Here is a 26,289-nt window from a genome sequence, read left to right on the forward strand (position 1 = left end):
GTCGACTTTGTATGCTGTCATAAGTTTATTTGCAAACTTGCAATTATCAAGCATTGTTTAAATATTTCTTTATTGATTCAATGACGACATTTCCATATTTTTCCCATGTGTAATTCCCAGCATGTTTTTTTGCCATCTCCCCCATTTCTCCCACCTTAGATCGGTTGTTAATAAACCAGTTCAATTTTTCTGCAATTGCATGGGGCGAGCGTATAGGTACAAGGTAACCAGTTTCGCCTTCTATAATCAGGTCGCGACCGCCTGTGTTTTCGGTAATTATAAGCGGTAAGCCCTGAGACATGGCCTCCTGCATAACCAACGCCCTTCCCTCCACAATTGAAGGTAGACAAAAAACGTCGCAAGTGCGCATAAGTGCCAAAACTTCATCATGCGGTCTGCCTGGTTCATAAGTAAAATTCTGAAATTCATTTCTGTAAAATATCATCGATTCCATTAAAGATCCCATAACAACAAGCTCGATATCTTTGTTGTTCAATAATTTAACTGCTGCAAATAAGTCTCCTAAACCTTTACGCTGCCCCATTGAACCTGCAAATAGCACCCGTAAGGGCTTAACGCTTTTTTTCGGTTGCGCAGCAGAAATATCTATTATTGGCGAACCAAATGGGGCCATTATAATTTTTTTAGATTGTGCCCATTGGGGTAATGAATTCATAACAAATTCCCCTGGCACAACAACTACATCAGCCAACTCCATTTCTTGCGTTTTCCGTTCAAGTTTTTCAGAAGAATCTAATATACCGCCCGCAAGAGTATTTGCCCACTTTGGCAATCGTTCAGCTTCTTCAAGCATGAGCATCCTTCCTGTTTCCCAATATGCGATAGGAAGGTCATATATACACTTCAAATCGATCTTCTTTGCTTGTTCGAATAAGGACAACGCTCCGTCTTCATAAGCGTATACAGCATCTATACTTATTTGTTTAGCTAAAGTTGCTAATCGTTTAGACGCCGCTTTATCAAATTCTTTATAAACAGAATATATATGAGCAAAGCTGTTCTCATCAGTGACAAATCTTTTTAAGCCTATTTTAGGAAGAATCATTCTTGCAAACTCTAATGAACCGTGTGTCCACAATTGTTGAGGTGATACATTATAAGATCGTCTTAAACTTTCCCGGCGGATTCCTTCAGGTAACAATTTAATCCATCGCTCGGCTTTATTAATTGAAATTGTGGTTTGAAATTCTGCTAATAGATCTGCGTCTATTAAACTTTGAAGTATTGCCCGTACATTACGATTTCCAGTAGGGTGTGCAAGAACAGTCTTCATTAATAATTATTGTTGTGATCGTAATAGAATGTTCCTACTCAGTGATTTTATTGACACTTTCAATTGCCCAAAAGTTGATAGAATTTTACCAAATCCATTCAAATACATTGAAGCAACTAATCTGGCTCTTAATGAAGATGAAAATTTCGCTAATTCATTTTTCAATTCAAGTTTTTCTTCTTCTGTATATATCTTCCAGGATAAGCTATCGGCATGTTCACAAGCAAAATCGGCCCTTTTCTTTTTGAGAATTGCCGTATTCCACCCACGTTTTTTGTAACCGGGCTCTAATATCTCTTCAAATACTTTTAGCACCCCTTTAATTTCAGCTAATTTTCTACGCTGTCGAACTTGCCCAGCATCATTCCAAACCCTGTAATAGCTCAATATTTCATTTAAATAAACATTTCCAAAACCGGCATCGGCCAAAGATGCGCCTAAATAATAATCTTCCGCGAAATTAACAGATTTTTGAGTTATATACCCAACTTTCAATAGCGCCTCTTTTCTGTATATTAATATATTTGCGGCTACCCGGAATCCTTTTATAAATGCTTTTAAAGCATCCGAACTGGTTTGATAACCAGATTTTCTTGCTAAACGTCTTTCTCTTGTAAAAACACCGTCTTGATCAATTTCCTGAACGCACGCATGAGCATAGCCTGCCTCAGGATTATCAATTAGTAACTTAGATAGCTTTTCAATATATAGTGGTGATAAATAATCATCTGAATCAAGTTTTACTATTAAATCGCCAGTGCCCGCTTTTAAACAGAGATCTGTATTTTCCGACATTCCAAGATTAACAGGCTGATTAATAACTCTTAAAATACTAATTTCTTTACTTAACCTATCTAATAGTACTTTTGTCTCATCAGTACTACTATCATTAGATACTATAATTTCGTCAGGAGGTAGAGTCTGATTATACGCACTTTTAATTGATAGCTCAAGAAAGGAGCATTGATTAAAAGTTGGTATACAAACAGAGATCTTTATTTTTTCCATAGGCTTTTTAATAATTTACTGAACTAAAAATTTCAATTCATTATTATCATAAATTATTTAACAGTTTGGTTACCATTACGACAATAATTTCAAGAAGTTTTTAGCAATCCTTGAAACGCTCCAAATATTTGAATTCTTATTAGAAATTTCTGATAAATGTTTCTTTAGTTGAAAAAGATACTCAGGAAATTGTTCGTCACCAGGTATTATAACATCAAGCCCATGAAATTTCATAATCGAAAATACGCCACTTTTACCAATATAAGATAATGGTGTGCTAGAAATACCTATGTTAAGTAACTGCATTACATTGGATATATTTTCTTGACTTTGTTCACCTAAATTAATAAATTTAATATTCCCCAATATTTTTTCTAACCGATTAAATTCTGCGATACCAATATCCCCAATTCTTCCAAACGCTATAAATGCCATATTTAACTGTTCAGATTCGCATAAAAATAATTGATCTTTAAGTATTTGTTCAAAATTTGCATCTGGTCGTAATGTTCCAAAACTACCTGCCAGTCTCCAATGCATAAGCTCTTCTTCACTATTGATGCCTAATTTATTTAGCACACTACAAACAAAATTTTTATTTAAAGGTGCTATAGCTATGTTACTAAATAAAGGTAATACTATTGAATCAATATTTATAGTTTTTAAAATTGTACTGTATAAAATATTTGACGTGGTAATAAGTTTAGGGTTTACTAATTTTATCATCGAGACAATAATTTTTTTTTGTAATTGTCCGATAATTTTATGCTTCAACGAGGACGTTTTGCCTATCCCCACCCATATTTCATGGAACATAACATGCCATTTTACATGGTTTCCAATACCTGCCATTAATTTTGTTAGACCTAACGGCAATCCTTTAGGATGATACGAATAAATTACAAACTGCAAACTGATCCAGTCTGGATCATATTTATTTATCCACTCATTGACCAATTTAATTCTTTCCGCATTATTCAGCTTTGACGGCAATCTCATCACTGGAAAATCAACATTTTTAATATGCTGTTTTTCTGTAAAAACTTCATTTTTATAATCATCAACTAATGAAATTGCCGAAACGTTATGATCCTGTAGGATTAATTCTGAAGCTAACCTAGCGGTGTAATCACCTACGCCGTCACATCCTGGTTCTAAACAACCACACAGAAACACGATTTTCATTTTCTTATATTCAAACTATGTCAAATTTTAATAGTAGTTAAGATAATTAGGTAACATATAATTTTGCTTAATTTAAGGAATTCTATGCTCACATTTTATAGCTTCTTTCAGATATAATAAGCTTAATTCTTACACTTCAATTACTTGTTAACAACTTTATTTATTACCTGCTGTAAGACCTTCCCACAAGCGGCAGTTTAATAGCAGCTAATCTGCGATAAATAATGGCAACTGATGAAATTTAATAGGGGCTTTTTTTGCAAATTTCCAATACTCTCTATCAACAAGCCGCGAGCTAGCACATCAAATAACAGGGCAAATGTATTTAAAGTCCATGGTTTATTAAGCCCCACATTTGGCATCAACGCCGCACCGCTTTTAACGGCCATCGCCTCTTGCCTAATAAAATCAAGTTTATTATTTAATGCATCTTTATCTGTTTTAGAAAAGGGGTAGTAAAAGTCTAATAATTCTTCAGCAAAATTGATGCCCGCAAACGATGATCGACTTAATCCCCCAAACAATGTTGCCATAATTTCGTGAGCTTCTTTACACCTTTTAAGAAAATTACGATAATTAGTATCTATACCTACAAAAACCCCATTAGCATACATCGACTCGATAAAATTAAGGGTATCAGGGTTTTACTAAAAAGATTCCTCCAGGCTACTTTGCTTGGGTGATTTTGTGGTAACGGCAAATTAACATCTACGCACAATGCAACTCCATACGTACCCCATTCTACAATAGCGGCGCTTTGCACTTTCAGTATCCTTTCAATATTAATCATTTTTTCTGGGAACAATTACTCATTTAATCTAACTCAATACTATTTTATTGAATTAAGCTCTAACCTCTGCTATAGAATCTTCCTACAAGCGACGCGATTTTAATTGAAATTATTTTCCTCCAAACAAGTGCCGATGAATGGAACTTAATTGGCCCTTTTTTTGCAAATTCCCAATATTCTTTATCAACTAAACGAGGTGTATGACCAACGATTAGTTGTGAAAAAATATTCGAATTCCACGGCTTATTTATCCCAAGTGCGTGTGGAATTAAAGTAGCTCCTGATTTAAACGCCATGGCTTCTTTTCCAATAAAACTAACATGTCCGTTATAGGCTTCTATTGATATATTTAAAGCGTCCTGATCAGTTTTAGAGAAAGCGCTATAATCATCCTCTAACGATTCTATCATCGAACCTTTTTCAATTATAGTCGATTTACTCAATCCACCAAATAAGGGTGCCATTATTTCTTGGATAGTTTTCCATTTAATTAAAAAGTCGCGATTCTCTGCCTTTACTCCAATAAAACCACCATTCGCATAGTAAGGTTCTTTAAAATTAAGATTAACAGATTTTCCTTTAAAAAACGCTCGCCAAGCAAGTCTACGAGGGTGATTCATCGCAAGAGGCGAGTTGATATCTTCACAAACGGCAACACCGTAACTAATCCATTCTTGGAAAAAACTCCAGTTATAACTAAGTACAATATCTGGGTCAAAATAAAATATACCTTTAGCACCTTTAGCGGGACCATCTAACAATTCTATCATAAAATCAGGCTTATAATTCGTGAAATGATATCTTGTCTCCAAGGGTAGAAAGTGAATTACTACTTTTTCACTACACCTTAATGTTTTTGAACCTGGCCAAAACAAGTTTGGGTCTGAAACTGCAGACTTAGCCCAAACAGGTATCTCACCACGGTATCCGGCATATACGCTTCCTTGGTAGCCATGACTAATCAGTGAGTTTGTTAAGGCGGCCACACCATAATGATATCCGCCTTCAAAAAGGGTACAAATAACTAATTGCATCTTTGATTTATCTTTTCTTTATAAAACGGGCAGGAACTCCTGCCCATACTTCATAATCCGGTATGGACTTGTTTACTACAGAACCCGCGGCCACTACACTGCCTTGACCAATCTTTATACCTTTTAATATAATACATTTACTCCCAATCCATACATCATTCAAAATCGTAATTTCTTCACTTAAAACCGCCTGATCGTTAATTTTAAAACATTTATCGACCGCATGACCAGTATCAACAACAGTTGTATAACTTGCGATAAGACAATCATTACCAATATTAATTTTAGCACTGCTATTAAATTCGCATCCAAAACCAATAAATGAATTATTACCAATAATTATCACATTGCTCTCCAAAAATGGGTGAGTGGTCTTAAACATCACATTGTCTTCTATCATACAATTATTACCAAGACTTATTTTGTTTGGCCATCTGCATTTAATAGACCCAATAGAAGTATTTTGGCCAATCTTCATACCTAACAATTTGTAATAAAAGACTCTTATAAAAGCAAACACTTTTAAGCATTTATCCCTTAGTAAGGCTGAATAAGGTTGATTCATATTAAATTAGCTTCAGGGAGTTTTATTATCTTATATACGAAGTAAAATAATACAATTATATAACTTATCAAATAATCAATGATTGAAAAAACCAACACATTCTGAGTATCCGAAAGGTTCATACGAATTATTAACACTAATTGAACTGCTATATTAATTGATATATAAATTATTGGTCTTATAATCCAACCCCGTGCTACTAAAGCGGAGTAGGTGACTCCTAATATCATGTTCAAAATACTTGATACGGCAATCAGTGTGAGCTCAGCACTAAGATTTGAATAATCATTCCCTAGAACCAACAGTATTTGCTTGGGTAAATAAATAACGAAAGCGATTACAACTAATCCAATTATAAAAAGGAAAACTTCGATTAAGATAAATCTAGATACCAATACCCTTTTATTATCTTCCAGTCTAGCAAACCGTGGAACAATGAGTATATTAAAAAGTACTGTAAAAACTGTCATTACAGCGGCTAAACGGCCCAAGGCTCCAATATGAGCAATTGATTGGGTTGATCCGAAGACCGAAATCAGCCATAAGGTAATTTGACTAGATAAGCAATAATAAATAGCTCCCGGTAATGATTTTTTCACAATGCTTACAATCGCTTTTTCAACATTCGAGCTTGCTTTTTGGGTTTTGTCAGCATAGATATCTGAAATTTTTTTCAAAGGGATATTTGCTATAATTCGCGGTATACCATTTCCTAAAAGTGCAATGAATGTCCAAGGAAATATAACAATCGAGCCGGTTAACATCACAAATCGCCCGATCACAGTATAAACTTGATTCTTTTGTAACTTGCTAAGGTCTTGATGCAATTTCGAACTAATTTCTAGAAGGCTATCACTTAAAGCTGCGAAAAAAGCTGGTATTAAAGACAACATTATTAATAATGATTGAAAAAAGCCAGCGCCATGCTTCATCAATAAGCAAAATAGAATAGGCATCGAAATAAATATACTGATTATGGCAAATTTATTACGGAGCTTAAGACCTGTAGCTATCACAATACCTAACTTTCCTCTGTCCCGCCAAACCTTTCCGCCTTCTACCATTACTCCTGAAGCAATACCGCCATCGGCTAATACTGTCATAGTACCGAGCATAGTATTTGCTAATGTATAAAATGCATATTCCTTAGTTGATAACATTCGAATAATCAAAAATCCGGATAATAAGCCTAACAATTGGATAAATGCTTGTATAAAGCCAGTAAACGCAATCAGTTTACCCCATTTTAATATGTTTTCATATCCATTACGTAACATAGTAATTGTTAAAATAAGCAAATTGCTTTTTTAAGGATAAGAAATAATTACCAAATTCGACCCTAATGAAATCAGGAAAATCCATACCTAAAATTATTTTTCATCACTATTATCAGTTCTAAACACTTTGGCCACTCAAATATTTGATCTCTTTAATAAACTCATCAATAATCTCATACTTTGAATTGTGATTACGTTCTCTTTCCTTCCACGAGTTAATAAAAGAATTATAGCACTTATTAAATCGATTAATATATTCCTCCAGGGAAAGGGTTTCCAAAAAAATTAACAACTCTTCAAAAGAGGTAAATTCTGAAGAATCAATAAATGAGTTTGATTCAAAATTATTGTAGATATTTGTTCCTTTGCCATAATATATCGGAAGACATCCACTCAATATAGAATGCCAGATTTTTTCAGTGCAGTAATTCGGGAAAGCAGTGTTCTCTATGCAAACATTATACTTATAGTCTTTCATAATTTCAATTTTTCTAAGGCACCATTTGTCATCTCCATTTTGAAACCCACTTTTCTCAGTGGTTACAACTTCTTTTGGCCAACGATTCCCTATGATGTCAGCCTTACCTTTCTTGTATAAAAAAAATGCAAGATCTTGTCTGTATTTTCTCAAACTTACTTGATTATCATTGATAAAAATATCAGAGGTGTTTGGATCATGATATCCGTAGATAGCAACGCAAAATTTATGCTTATTGTCATAAATTTCTTTAGTCATTAATTTAAGGTTAGAGGACTTTATATCTATACCCAAATCTTGAAGAGAATTTTCATGATAAGAGCCTAAAAAATGAAGATTATTGACAAAAACGTTTTGGCTGTAAACGTTCATTATAGTTCGCCTAATTCGATAAAATTTTGTATCTGTCGTTTCAAAATAAGGTTCATTTGTCCAAATCATCATTTTTTTTAAAAAAAACAGATAACTATAAATTTTATACCTTTTGCTTTTATCTTTAAATAATATGATATCAGCTAACAAAATCTTGTCAGTATAAAAAATTCCATTATCACTTAAATATTTGACCGAAATATCATCAGCAAAATTTACAGACCCATTTGATAACCAAATAATTTTTATCATACTATTAAGTACAAAATATCACCATAAAGTTAACTATTCAGAATCTACTAAAAAACCTTTGCATTTTGCTTTTCAATTTCAAAGGTGATTGTATGTAATAGCTATTATTGTCATAACCGTATCCATAACCATGTTTCTCGTTTTGTGTGCCGTTAAAAACAATGTTCATTCTTGGAAATGTTTTACCAATAGCTAAATCATTAATGAATTGCAGCTCATTTTTAGATGTATAATCTTGTCTAATAACAAATAAGCTAATGTCAGTGATTGGAGCCAGAATAGTTGAGTCTGTCACTAAATGAGCAGGCGGAGTATCAAGAATAACGTAGTCATATTCTTTACGTAACTCATCAATGAATAAATTAAGCTCCTTACTTTGCAACAGCTCTGATGGATTCGGCGGTATTATTCCACAATCGATAAGAAACAAGTTATCAACAATGGCTATTCGTTGAATTATTTCGTTTTTTGAAGCTTTTCCTATTAGGTAATCGGTTATTCCTGGTTTATTTTTATCTAAACCAAAAATCTCTGAATACATTGGTTTCCGTAAGTCTAATTCTAAAACAATAGTTTTTTTGCCAGACACTGCTAAAGTAGCGCCTAAATTAGATGATATAAAGCTTTTTCCTTCACCCGACACGCTTGATGTTACCAGTATCACCTTACCAGCCGACTCTTTTCCTCCCAAAAAATTGATTTTAGTCCGCAGACTTCTGAATTGTTCACCAATAAAAGTTTTTGAATTAACGACTACAATACCCGTCAGCCCGGGTTCTAGGTTAATTTCAGTTAACACCGGAACCCCTGTTTTGCGTAATATCTCATTTCTGGTCAAAACGGTATTCCTAATTGCCGTTCTTCCAAAAACTAAGCCTGCAGGAAGCAATATTCCCGCCAAAAATGCAATAGCGTAGGCTTGTTTCGGAATTGGGGATTTTGGATTGCCATAATGTGGTTGTTCTTCGATGCGGTCATCTGAAATAGTAGAAGCGTAATCTAAACCTATCTCTTCTTTCTTTTGCAATAAATAAATATACAAGTTCTCTTTTATTCCCTGCATGCGCTTGATATCTACTAATTCCCGCTCATGTGTCGGAATGTTTTGTATGGAAGATTGATAAGAAGCACCCAGCCCCTGTAACTGAGTTCGTGTTCTGATCAAAGATGCCTTTATACCTTTTAAGTTTTCTTTAATAGCAATCTTTGCAGCCTTGATTTGCTGATCAATGGGAGTAAACAAGGGATTCGTCTCTGGTAAGGTTGCTAACAGCCTAATTTTCTGTGATTGTAAATCAGTTAATTGCTTTATTAATCCGATAAGACCAGGATCATTCATTCCTATTGTGGCTGGTGGGTTATCCTCACCCCTATCTGAATTCACGTATTGCTCAATTCCTTCTATTACGCTTAATTGGATATTAATATCATTAAGTTTGGTATCCGTGTTTTGCTGGTTGGCTAAATATTTAGTCGATTCAGCAGAAATTTCGGTTATTCCCCGGGCGCTTTTGTAGCCTTCGTAATTACTCTCGATGCCATTCAATTCCGCGGTTAATGAATTTAATCTGACCTCTAGAAAATCAAGGGTACTTTGGGTCGATCTTCTTTTATCTTCTACAGAGGCAGCAGTGTAAACCCGCAAAAGATCGTTCAAAATTGCACGACCTCTCTCGGGAACCTCATCTATGATGCTAAGATCAATAGTAGGGTTAGTTTTAACAAAATTTTCCACGTCAATTTTGTTCTGATATTGTCGAACAACATCTTTTATATTTTCTAAATGAATTTGTATGGACTTTCCGATATAGCTTTTAAGGTAACGAGTAGTATCTAATTTCCATGTCCCGAAATCATTAGTAAATTCACTTTTAAATAGCAACTTACGTTGTTTTCGGTCAGAACCAGTTATTAAAAAACTATCCTCGTCGATGATGGTAATATCAAAGGTCTCCTGCGATAAAGGTTTACCTGCCTTTAGCAATTTAAATTTAAGTGGAGTTCTGTCGTAAATATCTTTGACGCTGTAATATGGCGTTAATTCCCTATAGTTTACCCATAGTTGCAAATCCACCACAACTTGTTCGATATTGGGAATTGAGGTCATCAGGCCCATTTCGGTATCCACGCCCTTGCTGGAGCCACTCATATTTAATTCCTGTAATGCCGCCCCTTCACTTGCTTTATTCTTTTGATCTTTAATTAGAATTTTTGCTTCTACAACGTATAAAGGTTGCGTAAACTGCAAATAAAAATACGCTATGATAAACGATATTATCAGGAAAGTGCAAAACAGCGGCCAATGAAATAAAACCTTTTTAAATATTTCCCTTAAATTGAAAGTTTCATTTTCTATCATAAAAGCTATAGTAGTTACTAATTCTGCAAGTTAATTAATGTTTGGCAAGTTGAAAAATTACCAGCACTAGGGAAATAACACTAATGAATACAGGAAGACCTCTTGTAAATGAACTGGTAGCATCATATTTTGCCTTTCCCGCTTCGACATATAAAACATCATTGCTTTTTAGGTAATAGTATGGCGAGTTGAATAAGGCGCTCGAGGTGATATCGATATTTACAAATTTTCGTTCCCCATCTATTTCACGAATTAATAATATATTTTCCCGCTTGGCGGTAACGGTTAAGTCGCCGGCCAAGCTTAACGCCTCTACTAAAGTAATGCGTTCATTCTTTATATTAAAAACGCCAGGATGGGCTACGTCGCCTAAAACCGAAAACTTGAAATTTAACAGTCTGACGTTAACAGACGGTTCTTTTAAAAATTTTAAGATTGCTTTTTGCAAAACGGACTGAGCTTCGGAGGTAGTCAGGCCACCCACTTTTATCTTAGGAATCAGCGGAAGCTGGATATTCCCTTGCTCATCTACCAAGTAACCTAATACCGAGTTTCCGGCATCGCTACCTTGAGCGCCGGTACTTACATTTGAACTTGCATTGAATATAGCTGAACCTTCCGGGCTCAAACTGCTTACGTTAATCCCCAAAATGTCTCCAGGCTGTATAGTAATCGGAGCGTAGTTTTTTATGGGCAAACTAATGTCGCTATTTCTATTAAGTCCCTGAAAATAATTAACCTTTTTATAACTTGTACAGGAAGAATAAATTATAGTTAAAAGAAATAATAGGAAGCGGTAATTCTTATTCATGTCGTATTTGTTTTGGCAAAGATAAATTAAAATCGCATTTCTTAAAATCTGAAAGGCATAATTAACACCCTTATTCGAATTAATCAGCCAAATAGTTTCGTTTTCGCTAATTATTTTACGCCAAATGATTTTAGAGCGTTCTTAATTATCCAATTTCGAGAAACTTTTTCACTTCCTATAGAAACTAATTCAATTATAAGGCGAAGGACTGGCGGCTTTATATAGTCTTTTTTTTATGAAACAACTTTCCGCAATCATCCGTAGAAAAGGCAGTTTGGAAAAATTTCAAATCGCTAAACATCATGGTTTTGAAAAAGAGTGTACTATATTTGCTTTTTAATATCGCTGCAATCATTGGGATAGCTCATGCTCAATCAGTACCTAAAATTGGGTATGATACACCAGTTGTGTTCGTTGCCGGAAAACCGATATCGACTTTAAGCCCTACAAATACAGGAGGCAAGGTCTACCCTGCCAACTATGGCCCCAGCAGTTTGTTTGCGAATTACACTACGCCCTTTAGCTTAGCCATTGATGCAGCCGATAATATATATACTACGAACAACACGACTGGAGATATCAGTAAATATAGTCCTGAAGGAATGCTGCTATTCACGATCAATAGTGGCAGTTCGCAAGCATCTGAAGTTGCCATAGACGCGATCGGAAATATTTTTGTCTCGCAATTCACTGACAATACCGTACTAAAATACGATGCTACAGGTAAGCTCATCGCAACAATTCATGGTTTCAATGATCCGTATGGCATCGCATTTGATTCAAACAATAATGCTTTTGTAGCGAATTATTTGGATGGAAAAATACTAAAAATTGCCGCTGGTGATACAACAGCGACCACCTATGTTACCGGGTTAACTACTCCATACGGTATGGCAATTGACGCAAAAAATATTATATATGTTAGCGAGCAAAGTGTAGGTGACATTATCAAGATCGCACCAGGCACCTTAACAAAAAGTATCTACAGCTTAGGTTTTAATGGCCCGCGTCATTTAAGTAAAGACCAGTTCGGAAACATATATGTAGCTGATTTCGGAAACAACGCCGTAAAAAGAATTAGTGCACAAGGTGTTGCCACAACTATATCCGATAACTTATCTTCGCCGCGTCAGTCGGCTTTCGATTCTTCAGGGAATATCTTTATTGCCGACTTTGGCAGTAACACTTTAAGGCGCTCAACTGCGACAAGTTATGCTATCAGCGATTCATTGCCGGCTGGCTTAACCTTTAATAACTTAAATGGGCAAATCACAGGTACCCCCACTAGTGCAACGGCCGCCAAATCCTATGTTATAACAGCTTATAATACTGCTGGCACAGCGACTTTCCCATTGGTTATAAGCATTAGTCTACCCGCAAAAAATGTCTTGAACCCTCCTAGCGTTGCTGCCAGTTTGCCAACTTCTGTGAGCGCAGGCGGCGCCACCTTGAACGGATTTACCAACGCCAATGATGGTAATACAATTGTCACTTTCTTCTATAGTGAACGTCCTGACCTAGCTAACACAACGGAAATTATCGCAACTTCAGGGGGAAATGTACCGAATGGAACTAGTAATATCAACGCGCTAACGATTTTAGGGTTAAAGCCTATGACCCACTACTATTATTATTTAAAGGCAACTAATGATTTTGGAACCGCTTTAAGCGATACTATCACCTTTTCTACTTTAGGCATCGCCAACAGTAACGACGCCAGGCTTTCCGAACTAAGTACCAGCGCGGGAAGTTTAAATCCGCAGTTTTCGCCCCAAATTACATCCTATCAGATAACTTTGAGCGACACAACTAATAGTTTCAAAGTAAATGCGATAGCAAGCAACAACAAAGCTACAGTCAATGTAAATGGCTCTAAAATTATAATAGGATCTTTATCAACTTCAATCGCTCTAGTTAAGGGAACAAACCTATTGAATATTGTAGTCACCGCCCCAGACGGAATTACTACTCAAATTTACACGTTAAAAATAATCAGAAGCACGCCGCCATTCGACAGTCCGGTAAAAGATGACATTTCAACTAATCCAATAGCTGTTACCCAGCCGGCAATTCCCATAGCACCGGTTGATAACGATGGAAAAGATTCTGCAACCCAACCTGATAACCCCGTAGCCCCCGCGCAACCAGGTAATACGACAAGTCAATCTGGTCTGGAAAAAAACAATGAGGGCGATGGTGATTTTAAACCATTGCAGCCATTGCCAATTCAGCCCGACAGGAATACAGATATTGACAGAATGGTTATACATCAGGCCGTCTCGCCCAATGGAGACGGTAAAAATGATTATTTCCAAATCGAAGGTTTAGAGAATTATCCGGATAATAAAGTAACCATCATCAACAGAAATGGCGTTAAGGTATTCGAGGCTAAAGGCTATGACAATATCACTAAATTTTTTGATGGCCATTCAAACATCTCCGGCAGTTTTCAGCAACAAGGAACCTATTATTATCAAATTGAATATGCCGCGAATCGTCAGACTAAACGAAAAATAGGGTATTTTATATTAAAATATTAGCAACTCAACAGTTCGGACGACAGAGCAGCCCAACCCATCAAACCAGGATTTATATTGATCAGGCACATAATAACAAAGGCTATTTGACTATTATCGAATAAATCAGAAAAAAAATTTACATTTTGCAAGTAAAAACCTAAATATTAAAAAAACATCTGTTAATTTGGAGTAAGATAATTTATCGTATAGAATTACCACTGTATCAAGTTTTTTTAACCGGAAAAATTGCAGCATTGACTATAGTGATTAAGTAACGTGATTCCCCTGTCATAATAATACATTTTAAAAAGTTGTTTTTTCAAAAAAATTGCCAATCTCAATTGGTAGTGAACTTAAATGAATATATTAATTTACAGTACTGTCTTTTATCCTTCAGTGGGCGGAATAGAAAACCAAACGCTTTTGTTGATTAAAAATTTTGTAGAAAAAGGTCATGCGGTGAAGGTAATCACTTATCAGAAACAAAGTGAGCCTTTTGAATATTGTGAAGTATTTTACCGCCCAAATTTCATCAAATCAATCCAGCTTTTCCTATGGTGTACAACGTTTTTTATGCCCAACATTTCTCTGAAAGGAATTTGGCTGATGTTTTTACATCCTAAAAAGAATTGGATAATATCTCATAACGATTTTTCATCCTGTGACAAACATGGAATAATGAATAAACTAAAGAACGTTGTCAATACTTTCGCTAACACTAATGTTGCTGTTAGCAAAAGCATAGCTAACCACCTCAGTCACAATGTTACGGTTATTCGAAATTGTTATGATGAGGAAATATTTAAAGTTATCCCTCAAACTGAAAGAAGTATCGATTTCGTTTTTTTGGGAAGATTGGTTTCGCAAAAAGGGGCTGATCTTTTAATAAGGGCCTGTAGCCGGCTTGAATTTCCGTTCAGCCTTTTGATTATTGGGGATGGACCAGAGAAAGCTAACTTAAATGAATTGACAAAGCAATTAAATTTAACAGAATCAATCAAGTTCAAAGGTACTTTAAAAGGAGAGCAATTGGCAGTTCATTTAAATAAATGCAGGGTTATGGTAATCCCATCTATGCAGAATGAAGGATTCGGGATGGTTGTGTTGGAGGGACTGGCATGTGGTTGTAAAATTATTGCTGCCAATGCTGGTGGACTACATGAAGCAGTCGGAAAACATGGCAAAAATTTTGAAATGGGGAATGAAATTCAACTTCATTTTCTCCTGGAGAGTTTTCTAAAAGATAACACAAACGATATTTCACATCAAGATGGATTAGCTACTTATTTGGAAAAACACTCAAGTTCGATAGTCGCCGCCAATTATTTACAGTATTTTAATTAATCAATACTTACATGTTTTCAATTGATTCTTTTAATGGCAGTAGACTTGACGACCATACCCTTTGTATAACCTTTGATGATGGCCCAGGCGAACATAGTGAATCAATAGGAAAATATCTTTTCGAAGAAAATATCACTGCGACTTTTTTTGTTGTTGGTAAGTATGCTTATGAGTATCCGGAAGTTTTGCAAGCCCTAAAAAACTTTGGCCATATTATAGCAAATCACACCTATGATCATCCGGATATGACGTATTATTGGTCTATAAACGGAGATATTCAAAACCAAATTATTCGTACTGACACACTGATCAGGAAATATATCAAAAATAAAACCACATATTTTAGAAGTCCTTATGGTAAATGGTCCAAAGAGGTCGCAATGAACTTAAATTCTAATTTATTTAGTACACTTGAACATATTGGACCAATACATTGGGACATGGGTGGAATGGACTGTTACTTTTGGCGACTGGGCAGATCGGTGGACGAAGCCGTTAATGCGTATCTGGAAGACATTTCAAAGGTTAGAAAAGGAATTATTCTTTTCCATGATGACATCGCCGACATGGATTTTGTCAAACCCCAAAATAAAACGCTGGAATTATTGAAAAGTCTCATCCCTAAACTCAAGGCCTCAGGCTATAAATTCATTGCTTTAGATGAAATAGCGTCTATACGTGAAGCAGCAAACCGAGAGTATCCCATCTATTTAATGGCAAGAAAAAAGAAGGTTGTATGGATCGCCGACTCTAGCGATACAGTCTATGTTTCTCCAAAAAAGCAACTAAGTTCATCTTTTACATTGGAAATGTTACCTTCTGGAAAAGTAGCTATTCAATCGGCTGAAAAATTTTATTTAAGCGTGGATGAAAACAACGGGAACCAAATAGTTGTAAATAAAAAAACACTTGACGCTACTGGCGTATTCGATTTTATTCCAGTCCTGAACAATGAATTTATTTTAAGAGCCACCAATGGCAATTATTTAACTATCGACGATAAATCCCGTCTCATTGCCAGCGCTCCCTATATGCGATTGTCAGAAATATTTGCTTTTCACAGTTCCCTTAAACTGCTTAGCAACACATCACCAACCTTCGCCACAACAATCTCACTAATTAAAAAACGGTTGCTATACATCAAATCAAAGATCATCAATAATTAATAACATCACTTCCGTAACAAGAGATATTTATAACAAGACAACGGTATCATTTTTTTAGTAACAAATTAATGCTAAAAATTCCTTACTGATTCTAAAAATGTTCCGGGGAAAAAGAATTAATTGGAGAAATAATAAAAATATGAAGTCTGGGCTTAAAATGATGACAGAAATAAGCACATGAAGAGGTAAAAAAACCTGATAATATTCATTCATAAATATCCGATAAGGCGTAGCGATGGGTTGGATGATTATAAGATTAATATGCCACCTTTTGTAGAGCAGTAAGACGTAAATAACGTATAATGCCAAAGAAAATATTACCCATGGAAAATCAAACGACAAAATCATCCATGTAAATGAAAGCATCTCGACGATCATAATACCGACCGCTCCAATTTTAAACTGACCCGGCGTTATCACTTGCACGGGAGTCTTTATTCCACTTAAGGTATCATTATTCTTATCTTTGAATTGATGCCAAAGAATACCTCGAATACCAAAACAAAAAGACCAAATACCAGTCGCTGCAAATTGCCCTAAGTTTACCGATACGTTAATTTGGTTGTATATATAGGCAGTTAAAAATAAAGTGGGGAATAACTGTGAACCTGCGGCATCTGCCAAAACGCCAGCAAACCCTCTTTTTTTGAGGCGGAATGGCGGTAAAGAGTATAATGTGAAACAGATGTAAGATAGTAAGTATAAGGTAGAAACTAATATCGAATTTTTAAAAAAAATAAGTAGAAAACATAAACCAACAAATAACGGAAAAATCACGAATAGTGTTTTTTGTATTGAATTGAAATCAGCCATATTGTTGTTCTTACGAGCGCGAGCATCGTCATCTACATCTGTGGCATCGTTAAGTATACTTACATAGGCTGCCCCAGTGATTAAAGCCAAAAGTACTACTGAAAAAACTGGAAATAAATGTTTTGCGGTGCCACCATTTTTTAAAATTATAAGATATCCAACGGAAAATATAGGCGGAAATTTATATTCCCACCATTCGTTGGATCTAATTATTTTAATGATTTTAAGCATATACGAGGCTAAAAAACGTTCGTGGCTGAAATCTGATGATGCTACTTATAATTGAAGATACTTAACCGATTAAATAAAAATTTAAAAGCAATAAAAGGAACTATTTTAAAAGCTTTCTTTGCCATCACAAAACTCGTTCTATATTCTTTATTAACTTTTAAAATATATAATGAATATTGCATAAGCAGCATGGCTTGTTCCTTTTTAAATGTTCTAGTTTCTTTAGCTGTGAAAACAGCTTTAAATCGTTGAAATAGGATATCAATGTCGTGTACCCATAAGTCCCTCAATACGTCTACATAGTTATTCCCGTCATATATATTTTGACCATCAATATTTTTAGCCCATAAAACTTGTTTGGTAACAGCCGCTTTGCACTTTCCCTTAAAAATCATATCCAACAAAAGGCACCAGTCATCGGCGATGCATAATGAACTTTCCCAGACAGACTTTATGGATGCTCGCCTTAATAAAAGAGAAGATGAAGGCGAAGGGCATCCGGTTAAATATAAGCTTCGCAAACTTTCATTTTTAAGCATAATCCATTCTTCGCTTGACTCTTTCAAAGTACTTTTTAACACTTCACAGACAGAAAACCAATTAACAGAAGTCCCATCTTTTGAATTTTGCATCCAGTTTGCAAAAACAAAATCCAACTGGCACTCTTCCAACATTTTCAAACAAATTTCCAAAAAATTATTTTCCCAGACATCATCTGAGTCCAAGGTAGCGATATAGCTCCCTTCAGCCAATAGTAACCCCTGATTTCTAGCTAAAGCTTGTCCACCATGTGGAACCTTTATATAATTGATAGTCGGAAATTTTTGTAGTGCTAATGATGTCCCATCTTCCGATCCGTCATCCACAACAATAAGCTGCACGTTTTTATAAGTCTGATTTAATACGCTTTCAATAGCATTAACAACTCGTAGCGCCCTGTTATAAGTAGGAATGATGACAGATATTAAAGGCAAACTATTCATTAAGTAATGACATTAATGACTTTGCCAATTCTTCCTGCGGAAGTTGAGGTACTACACTTACGATATGAGCGTGCGCCCTTTGCCCAATAATTTCCCAATCATTTCGCTGTTGCCAGGCACGTTCCAGCGCGTCGTCAAAATCACGCTCGTTCGCCTGTCCAAGAAATCCCGATTCTCCATCGGTAATTAGTTCAGAGTTGCCACCGGCATATGATACAATTGACGTCCTGCCACAGGCCATCGCTTCTAATAAAACTAATGGTGTACCTTCACTGCGCGCGGCTAATACTAAGGCATGGTGATCCAGCCATAATTGCTCCATATCATCATAGTAATCCAAAAATTCCACATTCGTAGCTTTAAGTAATTTAGCCATTTCAACAAGCCCGGTTTTATCGTCACCAGTTCCAAAAAACGATAATCTAACAGGCCTGTTTTTCCATTTTTCAGCGGCCATTATTCTAATTAAAATATCTTGTCCTTTATCCAATAAAAAATAACGGCCGATACAGGCAAGTCTATAACCGTCATCTATGGTCGGCATCGGTAGAATTTCTCTTTTAATTTTTATAGGGTTAGACACAATCTCTGTATTAACCAATCGCACGCCAAATTGTTCTTCAGTTAAAAGCTTATTGTGATGTGCGACAAAATAACATTTCATGGCATTTATATAAACTTTACGCATTGCAGCCCGGTCAGCATTTGGCGGCCAATAAAAATCTACTGCTTTTTGAGCAATTAACACATAAGGAATTTTATTTTCCAAGCATATATATCCCAAGCCAGTTCCGTCAAAGTTTATGCCTTGAGAAATGATACATAAAACAGGCTTCTTTAAAATTAACAACATTTTCAATTGGGATTCTGTATTGTAAGGGGTTTCCTTACCGCATATTTTGTTAAAAATTCTTTTTGCAATATGACGATGAAATGGACTTTTGGTGATATTCAGTTCTTGCAGCTCCACACCGCTTCGGGCCAATTTTATAAACTCTTGATGATTGAGATTTAAGTTCTTTTTATATACCGTTATGGTATAGCCGTATGATTGCAAATACGGTATTGTTTTAGCCCATAATTCTTCACTTCCGCCCCAGTCTTCGCTGCAAGTTGTAACAATAGCAATTCTATATTCCATCTGGATATTTTAGCTTATAAAAGTAATTTAGTTAACACAGGTTGTTAAATGAGCTGATTATTAATTGACCGCTCCCCGTACAATGTAAATTATTATGAAATCATTCGTTAGTTCCGGCTTTATATATTACCCTCGCGGCAAGAAAAAACAATGGCTTTTACATTAAAAACGAGTTTGACAACTTGATTACAATTGGACTAACAAATCACCACCTTAACATAGCAAATGGCGAGGCCAATGCAGAAGTTATCGAAATACTTATTCTCCTATTTATTCAGTTTTGAAAACCGATTTTTCAAAAACATAAATTTCTGGTTAAGTAGTTAAATTACCTTAAAAGTTGAATATCAAATAATTAACCTATTACTGATACCGATCGTTTTTCAACTTCAAGTATACATATTAATATGGCTGAATTTTCGTGAAAATATGATAATTGATGATTACCGAAATTTAGTTTAAATTAACGCGCGTTTTTATCAAAACGCTTTCCTAAGATTTCTTATTTATGGCAAATGGTTGCTGATTATATCTGCTATCAATGCTTTTGTATTGTATCAAGCTGCTCTGATTTATTATGGGGAAATCGAAAGACAATTTCCATATTCCAAATGTTTCCCTTAAATAAATTACATCGGTTGTTGCTCATTCGATTTTTCTTCTTTGTCGCTAAACAAAGCCGCATAATTGCCTTCCATTGCTATAAGTTGCTGATGGGTACCACATTGCACTACCTCGCCATTTGCCATTACGTAAATGTAATCTGCATGTTTAACAGCCGACACCCGGTGGCTTATAATAAGCGCGCCTCTATTTCCAATATTTTTTCTAAACATTTTAAAAAAATCATATTCGGATAGCGCGTCCAATGCGCTCGTTGCCTCATCTAATACAATGAATTTTGAAGGGCTGAATAAAGCTCTTGCTATTGCTAATTTTTGCCATTGACCAATACTTACTTCGCGGCCGTCTTCAAATATGCGTCCCATAATTGTTTTATATCCTTCGGGAAATTCATCAATGTAATTATTCGCGCCTGATGCTGTAGCGGCATTTACAATATCTTTTTCAGATCGGTCACCACTGATATCTCCAAAACGAATATTATCGGCTACGCTAAAATTATACCGCCCGAAATCTTGGAAAACGACGCTAACTTTTTTCCTAAAATCATCAGTCTTGAATCTTCGCACATCTATATTTCCAATTTTAATCTGACCAAATGTGGGATCATATAGCCTACATAACAGTTTAATAAGTGTCGTTTTCCCGGCGCCGTTTAACCCCACCACAGCTACTACTTTTCCCGGATGAATCTCTAGATTCATTTTATGTAAAACTCGTTCTGAAGAATTGGGATAGGTGAAACTAACGTCTTCGACCGTTAATATAGCGGATGAATCTTCGGGTATTTCAATTGGATTTGGATTGTCTACCAGTAGCGGATTTAAATCAAAAACTTTAAACAGCTGTGTTAAAAAAATGCTGTTTTGGTACAACCCGGTCAAACCTTGCGAGAGCGTTTGGAGAATATTAAATAATTGGGGAAATACCACTATAAATAAGGATATGTTGTCGACACTTATTTTACCTTTGATCGCACTGTAACAGAAAAAAATGATACAAGAAAAAAAACCAATACTAGCTAAAATCGATGTAATGATATCATAAAATGTGCTTTTTCGAACAATCAGCAATCTTTGGCTCATTAACTCTAAACGTATACTTAAATACAGTTCTTTGAGGTAACCTCCCAACCCAAATCCTTTTACCTCTTTTGCTAAAGAATCTCCTGTTATCAAAGAACTGATGTAAGTGGCTTTCCGCTCCATAGGCGTATGAGCAATTCGCAAGTCATGCAGCTTTTCCGCCAGTTTGATTTTCACGAAGAAGGTGGGAATAATACATAGCGTCAGAATTGGCAGCAGCAACCAATTTATAGTGATAATGACATAACTTAATGTGCAAAACATAATCCCGGTCTTTACTACGTTGGCTAAAGCCATTACAACCGCATTTGGCCCTTCTAATCCGGCGTCTTTGGCCCGCTTTAGTGTATCAAAATAGGCCGGGCTTTCATAAAAAGCCAAATCAAGACTGACCGCACTGGCATGAATTTTATCATCTATATATTCGCCGACCTTAGCGGCCTGTAGCCGATTCACGTAGTCGGAAACGGACTTAGCGATAACATACAAAAGGATAACAATAAATAATTCAATCAAGTATTTATTGATCAGCGCTAGTGCCGGAGGTGCAAATACGGTGTTATGAACAATAATGTTGAACAAATTTTTGAACAGATACGCGGTCAATAAGAACAATCCATTTTCAACAGCTATCATTACTAACGTAATAGATGTGGCGACTGGCGTTAATGACCAAATAAGCCGTAAAGTACGCATCAACTTTATTTCGGATAATAATTTGACTGTCCTCTTAATGTTAATTTCCACTTCGTTTTAATTTTAGTGTTATCATTGCTTGTACTTCCGAATCTTTAAAATATTCTGGGGCTTCCCAAGTATAACCATTCAGCTGCTCTAGTCTGGTCAAAGCTACTTGTGTTGCACTACGCACCTCTGCCCTGGAAATCCCCATTCCAATGCATTGGTGTATACCCGATCCAAACACGAGATTTCGTTTGGCGGGTCTATCTATAGAGAATACTGTTGGGTTGACAAAATGATCGGCGTCTCGATTTGCGCTTCTTAAATTGATATAAATATGTGCACCAGCCGGCAAATGCTGTGCCGAAATTTCAACCGGTTGCGTAGTTATTCGCCTAACATAATGGGCGGGAGTCTCCAATCTTAAACATTCTTCCACATATTTAGCTAGCAATTGATCATTACCTTGAATTTGTGCTGTAAGTTCAGGTGTTTTATTCAAATTATTTAATACCGTACCGACTACCGTACTCGTTGTGGCAATACCAGCTGATAGTATTAGTCTAAGTAACGACGTCGCATCGGCTCTCGTTAATTGTCCATTTTCCTGTGCCTTTTTGATTTTACCTACAAAATTATCATCACCCTGATGGTCCGCTAATTCAAAATCATTATTAAAATATTGTTCTAAACGTTGAAAAAAGTTTCCATTATGGTAGTCTCTTCCCAAAACGTTTCTGACTTCAAGCCCCTCGGACGGCGTAAATCCCATAAAATCGCAAATAATTATTTGTGATAATGGATCCGAAAAATCCTTTACTAAATCGAATTGGTCTAAAGCAAAAAGCGGATCAAGCAGTGTTTCTGCCACGTTTAGCGTTTTTCGGCTTACTTCAGCTATTGTCTGGGAGGAAAACAAAGGTTGTAAGAGCTCCCTAACCATTTTATGTGACTCAGGGTCCGCTCCCATTAACACCTTATCAATTTGATTGTAGGCAGAGCTTGAGAATAAATCAGGGTTCTTTAATATATAATCTGTTTTATCATACCCCAAAACCATCCAGGAATTATGAAGCGGCAGGAAATGTATTTCTCCATTTTTTTTCAAGTAGGTTAATTGATCATGTAGGTCAATCGCATGTATATCAAATGATTTTAAAATATCAGTTAACACGGCTTTCGGCTTTTCGTTAAGAAAGGTGGGTTTAAATATTTTTGCTTTCAACTCGCCAAGGTTGAAGTTTAAATGGGAAATTTCGGAAACGCAACCGAGTTGAAATGTATCAAATATTTTTAATCGGTGATTAGGGTCGAGCTGATTCCATTGCCGGTCTGAAACTGCAGGGGGGCCAATTTGCAGAACGCTTTCATAGCCTTCTTTTAAAACAAGGCGCAAAACAGTATCATGTAACACCGGCTTGACTATAATATTAAACCAATGTATATTATCTAGTAGGGTGTTTTTTGGAATACATTTGCCGATTGCGGAAGAATAATAATCACATTTCAGCGGTTTCGGTTCTATGATGTTAGCGAAGTTTTCCCATGCGTGATAATATAAACTTATCAACGAGGTATGATATGGAAAGTTAGTTATCGTCGTCACTGGTTTAAATTTAATTTGTTGCGCATCGGTGAAGGACTTAAATTGTATGATATCGTCTTGATTACAAACAATGATTAGGCTGTCTGAGCTCTCCTCATATACTACTTCGCTCCATACTGGGCATTTCTTGCAAAGCTGCACGCCCTCGGCCATACCCAATTTAAAAAACAGGAAAATATAATTTTTATCGGCCTTCTTATGAATTTCCATACCGCTTAATATTACTTTTATTGTTTCTTCAACAGTTAATGCACCGGCTGCAAATACTGCACTGGGTTCGCCTAAACTTAAACCCAGGACTGCATTTGGGAAAATTCCATTTTCGTTATAGAGCTGGACAGTGGCGATTTGTATAGCAGTTATACAAATAAAATTTTCTTCCCCACGGTAGTAATTTGCTTCAATAGGAGCTTCGAAATAGGACAGTATATCTACCCCTCCATTTTTTTTTATAATACGGTTACAAGATTCAATGGCTGCTTTAAAATATGGTTCATTAGTATAAAGCGTCCTACCCAAACCTGGCCAACCTTCAGAGCGACCACCAAACGTAAAGAGTAAGCGCTCTTCTTTTGGTCCTGCGTCATCAGTTTCCCCATGACAAACTTGCTTTAGTAACCGATAAATATATTTCAATGCTTTAGAAATCATGTTTTTTATTCAGTTAGCATGCCATAACGCCCTAAAGCTTCTAAACATAAACTCGTTGTCAATTCTTCGGAGCCCCAACTTACCAGTTTTTTAGGGCCGTCATAATAAAACCCTCTTTTGACCCAGCTTCCATTTTCTATTTGTTCACTTATCAAGAATTCGACAGCCAGCTTTATGCTGGAATCATAACAATTCAAATTTAACAATGTGCATATGGCAAGCGCGGTGTCCAATACGCTTTCGCCAATGGCACCGTTCGACTTAGCCGTCTTTAGTATCCTATCTATCATTGTCTGCTTTATGGGTAGTAACTCCTTTACACCTGCGTAATAATTTCGTGAAATAAAATAGTATATAGTTGATATATTTTTATACCATTTATCACTTTCAATTTCAAGGTTATTTTGTACTGTTTCCAGTATATAATTAATAACGTACTTAGCGTTAGGTGCATCGCTTAGATAATATAAAACATTGGCATTCACCACTAAATCAACGTCATCTCGATCGCAAGCCATTTTTTTCCAGAAGAACAAACTTTTGAGTGGGTTTTTTAATTCCCTTAATGACGTTATCCAGTATGTTTTATTAAAATTTAACCGGCGCCGAAAAGAAATCCAAGTGTAAAACAAGTTTCTACTATCTATATTTTTTAATAGGAGAGCACGATTGGATGAAAAATCAATATTCCGCGCTTTTAAAAAAGATGAGGCACAGGCCGTATCATCAAGGTCAAATGGACATAACGAATATAAAAAATGTAATGGGGTAAAATGATTCCAGACACTTCCCCTGTTTTTTTGGGACAATATAAAATCTGCTATTTTATTTAAAATTTTATCTACCTGCGGGTCAGCGGCCAAAAACAGTAGTGAATTGCCGATGAGTAGGGTTGGAAATACTACCCCATCTTCAGTGAACCAGCCAGCGGATGACCCCTCATAGGCCAACATATCATCGTTATTGGACATATAACTTCGAAATCCACCATTTGCAAACTGCTGATTCGATAAAAAAGTTATTCCTTTAGCAATACTTAAATTTATCGTCATTTTGTACATTACAGTTGCTTTCAGCACCCATGAGTAAAGTTATCTATCAATAAATAATAATTTCGTCTTGCATCGTCACCGTTTCGAAAGAGTATTTACGTAGCAAATTAACCAGTGTAACTGACAAGCTGCACTTGGTTTTCAAATATAATAAGTCTTTGACAATAATTCTATGGCCAGAAGGTAATTGCGTACCTGCGTGTGTAATTAGCTATATTAGATAATTTAACGTTAATTATTAAAAACTTACTATATATAATAAATGAGCTTAACTACGATGAATCATTATTCTTGTTTTATTTAAAAAAATTTTTTAAAGTAAATTCTTTTCTTAAAACACATAAATAACTCTTGTATTTTAAATCAATTGGTAGTTCGAGAAAGAACCAGTATATCCCCTGGTAAGCAATAGTGTCATTTAGACAATTAAAGTCATTCAATTCTCCAATATAACCTAAACCGACGCCTAATGCTTTTAAAAAAGCCTCTTTTTTAGCCCAAATTTCAAAAAAAGCATCCGACTTGTTTTTTGAAGAATTTATATAATACTGTTCTAAAGGGTGAAAATATTCAATTAATTCATATTTTCGTTCGACAATTCTTTCGATGTCAACACCGACTGATTCAGTCCCATAAGCTAATACTGCTATATCACCTGAATGCGAAATATTAAACGGAAACCAGCCTATAATTTGGGGTTTTTGATGATCATCAATTTCCCACTTATTAATTAGCCGCCCTTGTCCGGAATTTTCTAAGCAACGAAGTAGCATCAACCGGGCAATAATTTTTAATTTCTGCGTGCTAGCTTGTTTAAATCGTGATATATCCTTCAACATGAAATTAGGTAACTTCTTGGCTTGTTGTTGAACTTCAGCATCAGATATGTCCGAAATGTTAGCGTATAATACAGTTGTCATTATCTTTCTTCACTTGTTAAAGCCATTTCATTAGCATGCGACAAATAA

At 35.7% G+C, this 26,289-nt stretch carries 20 protein-coding genes; 3 read left to right on the plus strand and 17 right to left on the minus strand.

The features are described from left to right. Positions 1-46: 46 nt before the first annotated feature. The 10 genes from ABIB50_RS18610 to ABIB50_RS18655 form a co-directional block, all read right to left on the minus strand. Entirely contained in the window at positions 47-1,294 is a 1,248-nt protein-coding gene (locus tag ABIB50_RS18610) for a glycosyltransferase family 4 protein (protein ID WP_429382161.1), read from the minus strand. A 6-nt stretch (positions 1,295-1,300) separates the two neighbouring features. Continuing rightward, positions 1,301-2,302: a glycosyltransferase family 2 protein gene (locus ABIB50_RS18615; protein ID WP_429382163.1), complete on the minus strand. Its 1,002-nt coding sequence runs from the start codon at positions 2,300-2,302 to the stop codon at positions 1,301-1,303. A gap of 75 nt (positions 2,303-2,377) precedes the next feature. Continuing rightward, positions 2,378-3,487: a hypothetical protein gene (locus ABIB50_RS18620; RefSeq protein WP_429382165.1), complete on the minus strand. Its 1,110-nt coding sequence runs from the start codon at positions 3,485-3,487 to the stop codon at positions 2,378-2,380. A gap of 197 nt (positions 3,488-3,684) precedes the next feature. Continuing rightward, the gene (locus ABIB50_RS18625) at positions 3,685-4,101 is read right to left on the minus strand and encodes a hypothetical protein (protein WP_429382167.1); all 417 of its coding nucleotides are present in this window, start codon (positions 4,099-4,101) and stop codon (positions 3,685-3,687) included. Positions 4,102-4,336: 235 nt separating this feature from the next. Then, on the minus strand, positions 4,337-5,311 hold the full coding sequence (locus ABIB50_RS18630; RefSeq protein ID WP_429382169.1) for a hypothetical protein: 975 nt from the start codon (positions 5,309-5,311) through the stop codon (positions 4,337-4,339). 7 nt (positions 5,312-5,318) lie between these two features. After that, entirely contained in the window at positions 5,319-5,876 is a 558-nt protein-coding gene (locus ABIB50_RS18635; RefSeq protein WP_429382170.1) for an acyltransferase, read from the minus strand. Beyond that, complete coding sequence (locus tag ABIB50_RS18640; protein ID WP_429382172.1) at positions 5,873-7,153, minus strand: polysaccharide biosynthesis protein; 1,281 nt, start codon at positions 7,151-7,153, stop codon at positions 5,873-5,875. The genes ABIB50_RS18635 and ABIB50_RS18640 overlap by 4 nt, the downstream gene beginning before the upstream one ends. A 118-nt stretch (positions 7,154-7,271) precedes the next feature. Next, positions 7,272-8,255 (minus strand): glycosyltransferase family 10 domain-containing protein, encoded by a 984-nt coding sequence (locus tag ABIB50_RS18645; RefSeq protein WP_429382174.1) that lies wholly within the window; start codon positions 8,253-8,255, stop codon positions 7,272-7,274. 37 nt (positions 8,256-8,292) lie between these two features. After that, positions 8,293-10,614, minus strand: a complete 2,322-nt coding sequence (locus ABIB50_RS18650) for a GumC family protein (RefSeq protein ID WP_429382175.1) — start codon at positions 10,612-10,614, stop codon at positions 8,293-8,295. 34 nt (positions 10,615-10,648) lie between these two features. Further along, positions 10,649-11,425 (minus strand): polysaccharide biosynthesis/export family protein, encoded by a 777-nt coding sequence (locus tag ABIB50_RS18655; protein WP_429382177.1) that lies wholly within the window; start codon positions 11,423-11,425, stop codon positions 10,649-10,651. Between the two features lie 308 nt (positions 11,426-11,733). Here ABIB50_RS18655 and ABIB50_RS18660 point away from each other — a divergent pair, with 308 nt between their 5' ends. The 3 genes from ABIB50_RS18660 to ABIB50_RS18670 all read left to right on the plus strand — a co-directional run bounded on the left by ABIB50_RS18660 (position 11,734) and on the right by ABIB50_RS18670 (position 16,454). Further along, positions 11,734-13,965: a gliding motility-associated C-terminal domain-containing protein gene (locus ABIB50_RS18660; protein ID WP_429382179.1), complete on the plus strand. Its 2,232-nt coding sequence runs from the start codon at positions 11,734-11,736 to the stop codon at positions 13,963-13,965. 336 nt (positions 13,966-14,301) lie between these two features. Then, the gene (locus ABIB50_RS18665; protein WP_429382181.1) at positions 14,302-15,288 is read left to right on the plus strand and encodes a glycosyltransferase family 4 protein; all 987 of its coding nucleotides are present in this window, start codon (positions 14,302-14,304) and stop codon (positions 15,286-15,288) included. A gap of 11 nt (positions 15,289-15,299) precedes the next feature. Then, entirely contained in the window at positions 15,300-16,454 is a 1,155-nt protein-coding gene (locus ABIB50_RS18670) for a polysaccharide deacetylase family protein (RefSeq protein ID WP_429382183.1), read from the plus strand. A gap of 54 nt (positions 16,455-16,508) precedes the next feature. Here the strand turns inward: ABIB50_RS18670 and ABIB50_RS18675 are convergent, their stop codons facing one another. The 7 genes from ABIB50_RS18675 to ABIB50_RS18705 all read right to left on the minus strand — a co-directional run bounded on the left by ABIB50_RS18675 (position 16,509) and on the right by ABIB50_RS18705 (position 26,241). Continuing rightward, positions 16,509-17,498: a UbiA family prenyltransferase gene (locus ABIB50_RS18675; protein ID WP_429382185.1), complete on the minus strand. Its 990-nt coding sequence runs from the start codon at positions 17,496-17,498 to the stop codon at positions 16,509-16,511. A 41-nt stretch (positions 17,499-17,539) separates the two neighbouring features. Then, positions 17,540-18,481 (minus strand): glycosyltransferase family 2 protein, encoded by a 942-nt coding sequence (locus ABIB50_RS18680; RefSeq protein ID WP_429382187.1) that lies wholly within the window; start codon positions 18,479-18,481, stop codon positions 17,540-17,542. Then, a complete protein-coding gene (locus ABIB50_RS18685; RefSeq protein WP_429382189.1) occupies positions 18,474-19,622 on the minus strand; it encodes a glycosyltransferase family 4 protein in 1,149 nt (382 codons plus the stop codon). Before ABIB50_RS18685 ends, ABIB50_RS18680 begins: the two co-directional genes overlap by 8 nt. Positions 19,623-20,251: 629 nt before the next feature. Beyond that, positions 20,252-22,078: an ABC transporter ATP-binding protein gene (locus ABIB50_RS18690; RefSeq protein WP_429382191.1), complete on the minus strand. Its 1,827-nt coding sequence runs from the start codon at positions 22,076-22,078 to the stop codon at positions 20,252-20,254. After that, the gene (locus tag ABIB50_RS18695; RefSeq protein ID WP_429382193.1) at positions 22,068-24,269 is read right to left on the minus strand and encodes a cytochrome P450; all 2,202 of its coding nucleotides are present in this window, start codon (positions 24,267-24,269) and stop codon (positions 22,068-22,070) included. The genes ABIB50_RS18690 and ABIB50_RS18695 overlap by 11 nt, the downstream gene beginning before the upstream one ends. A gap of 5 nt (positions 24,270-24,274) precedes the next feature. Then, a complete protein-coding gene (locus tag ABIB50_RS18700) occupies positions 24,275-25,321 on the minus strand; it encodes a hypothetical protein (RefSeq protein WP_429382195.1) in 1,047 nt (348 codons plus the stop codon). Between the two features lie 296 nt (positions 25,322-25,617). Beyond that, positions 25,618-26,241: a 4'-phosphopantetheinyl transferase family protein gene (locus ABIB50_RS18705; RefSeq protein ID WP_429382197.1), complete on the minus strand. Its 624-nt coding sequence runs from the start codon at positions 26,239-26,241 to the stop codon at positions 25,618-25,620. Positions 26,242-26,289 lie beyond the last annotated feature (48 nt).

The sequence above is a fragment of the Mucilaginibacter sp. UYCu711 genome, assembly GCF_050433825.1.
Lineage (GTDB): Bacteria > Bacteroidota > Bacteroidia > Sphingobacteriales > Sphingobacteriaceae > Mucilaginibacter.

Excerpts from the sequence above, each read along its gene's own strand:
- ABIB50_RS18645 (WP_429382174.1), bottom strand. The coding sequence starts at position 8,255 with ATGATAAAAATTATTTGGTTATCAAATGGGTCTGTAAATTTTGCTGAT.
- ABIB50_RS18615 (WP_429382163.1), bottom strand. The coding sequence starts at position 2,302 with ATGGAAAAAATAAAGATCTCTGTTTGTATACCAACTTTTAATCAATGC.
- ABIB50_RS18610 (WP_429382161.1), bottom strand. The coding sequence starts at position 1,294 with ATGAAGACTGTTCTTGCACACCCTACTGGAAATCGTAATGTACGGGCA.
- ABIB50_RS18670 (WP_429382183.1), top strand. The coding sequence starts at position 15,300 with ATGTTTTCAATTGATTCTTTTAATGGCAGTAGACTTGACGACCATACC.
- ABIB50_RS18625 (WP_429382167.1), bottom strand. The coding sequence starts at position 4,101 with ATGTATGCTAATGGGGTTTTTGTAGGTATAGATACTAATTATCGTAAT.
- ABIB50_RS18675 (WP_429382185.1), bottom strand. The coding sequence starts at position 17,498 with ATGCTTAAAATCATTAAAATAATTAGATCCAACGAATGGTGGGAATAT.
- ABIB50_RS18650 (WP_429382175.1), bottom strand. The coding sequence starts at position 10,614 with ATGATAGAAAATGAAACTTTCAATTTAAGGGAAATATTTAAAAAGGTT.
- ABIB50_RS18685 (WP_429382189.1), bottom strand. The coding sequence starts at position 19,622 with ATGGAATATAGAATTGCTATTGTTACAACTTGCAGCGAAGACTGGGGC.
- ABIB50_RS18665 (WP_429382181.1), top strand. The coding sequence starts at position 14,302 with ATGAATATATTAATTTACAGTACTGTCTTTTATCCTTCAGTGGGCGGA.
- ABIB50_RS18655 (WP_429382177.1), bottom strand. The coding sequence starts at position 11,425 with ATGAATAAGAATTACCGCTTCCTATTATTTCTTTTAACTATAATTTAT.
- ABIB50_RS18630 (WP_429382169.1), bottom strand. The coding sequence starts at position 5,311 with ATGCAATTAGTTATTTGTACCCTTTTTGAAGGCGGATATCATTATGGT.
- ABIB50_RS18635 (WP_429382170.1), bottom strand. The coding sequence starts at position 5,876 with ATGAATCAACCTTATTCAGCCTTACTAAGGGATAAATGCTTAAAAGTG.
- ABIB50_RS18640 (WP_429382172.1), bottom strand. The coding sequence starts at position 7,153 with ATGTTACGTAATGGATATGAAAACATATTAAAATGGGGTAAACTGATT.
- ABIB50_RS18700 (WP_429382195.1), bottom strand. The coding sequence starts at position 25,321 with ATGACGATAAATTTAAGTATTGCTAAAGGAATAACTTTTTTATCGAAT.
- ABIB50_RS18705 (WP_429382197.1), bottom strand. The coding sequence starts at position 26,241 with ATGACAACTGTATTATACGCTAACATTTCGGACATATCTGATGCTGAA.
- ABIB50_RS18680 (WP_429382187.1), bottom strand. The coding sequence starts at position 18,481 with ATGAATAGTTTGCCTTTAATATCTGTCATCATTCCTACTTATAACAGG.
- ABIB50_RS18620 (WP_429382165.1), bottom strand. The coding sequence starts at position 3,487 with ATGAAAATCGTGTTTCTGTGTGGTTGTTTAGAACCAGGATGTGACGGC.
- ABIB50_RS18695 (WP_429382193.1), bottom strand. The coding sequence starts at position 24,269 with ATGATTTCTAAAGCATTGAAATATATTTATCGGTTACTAAAGCAAGTT.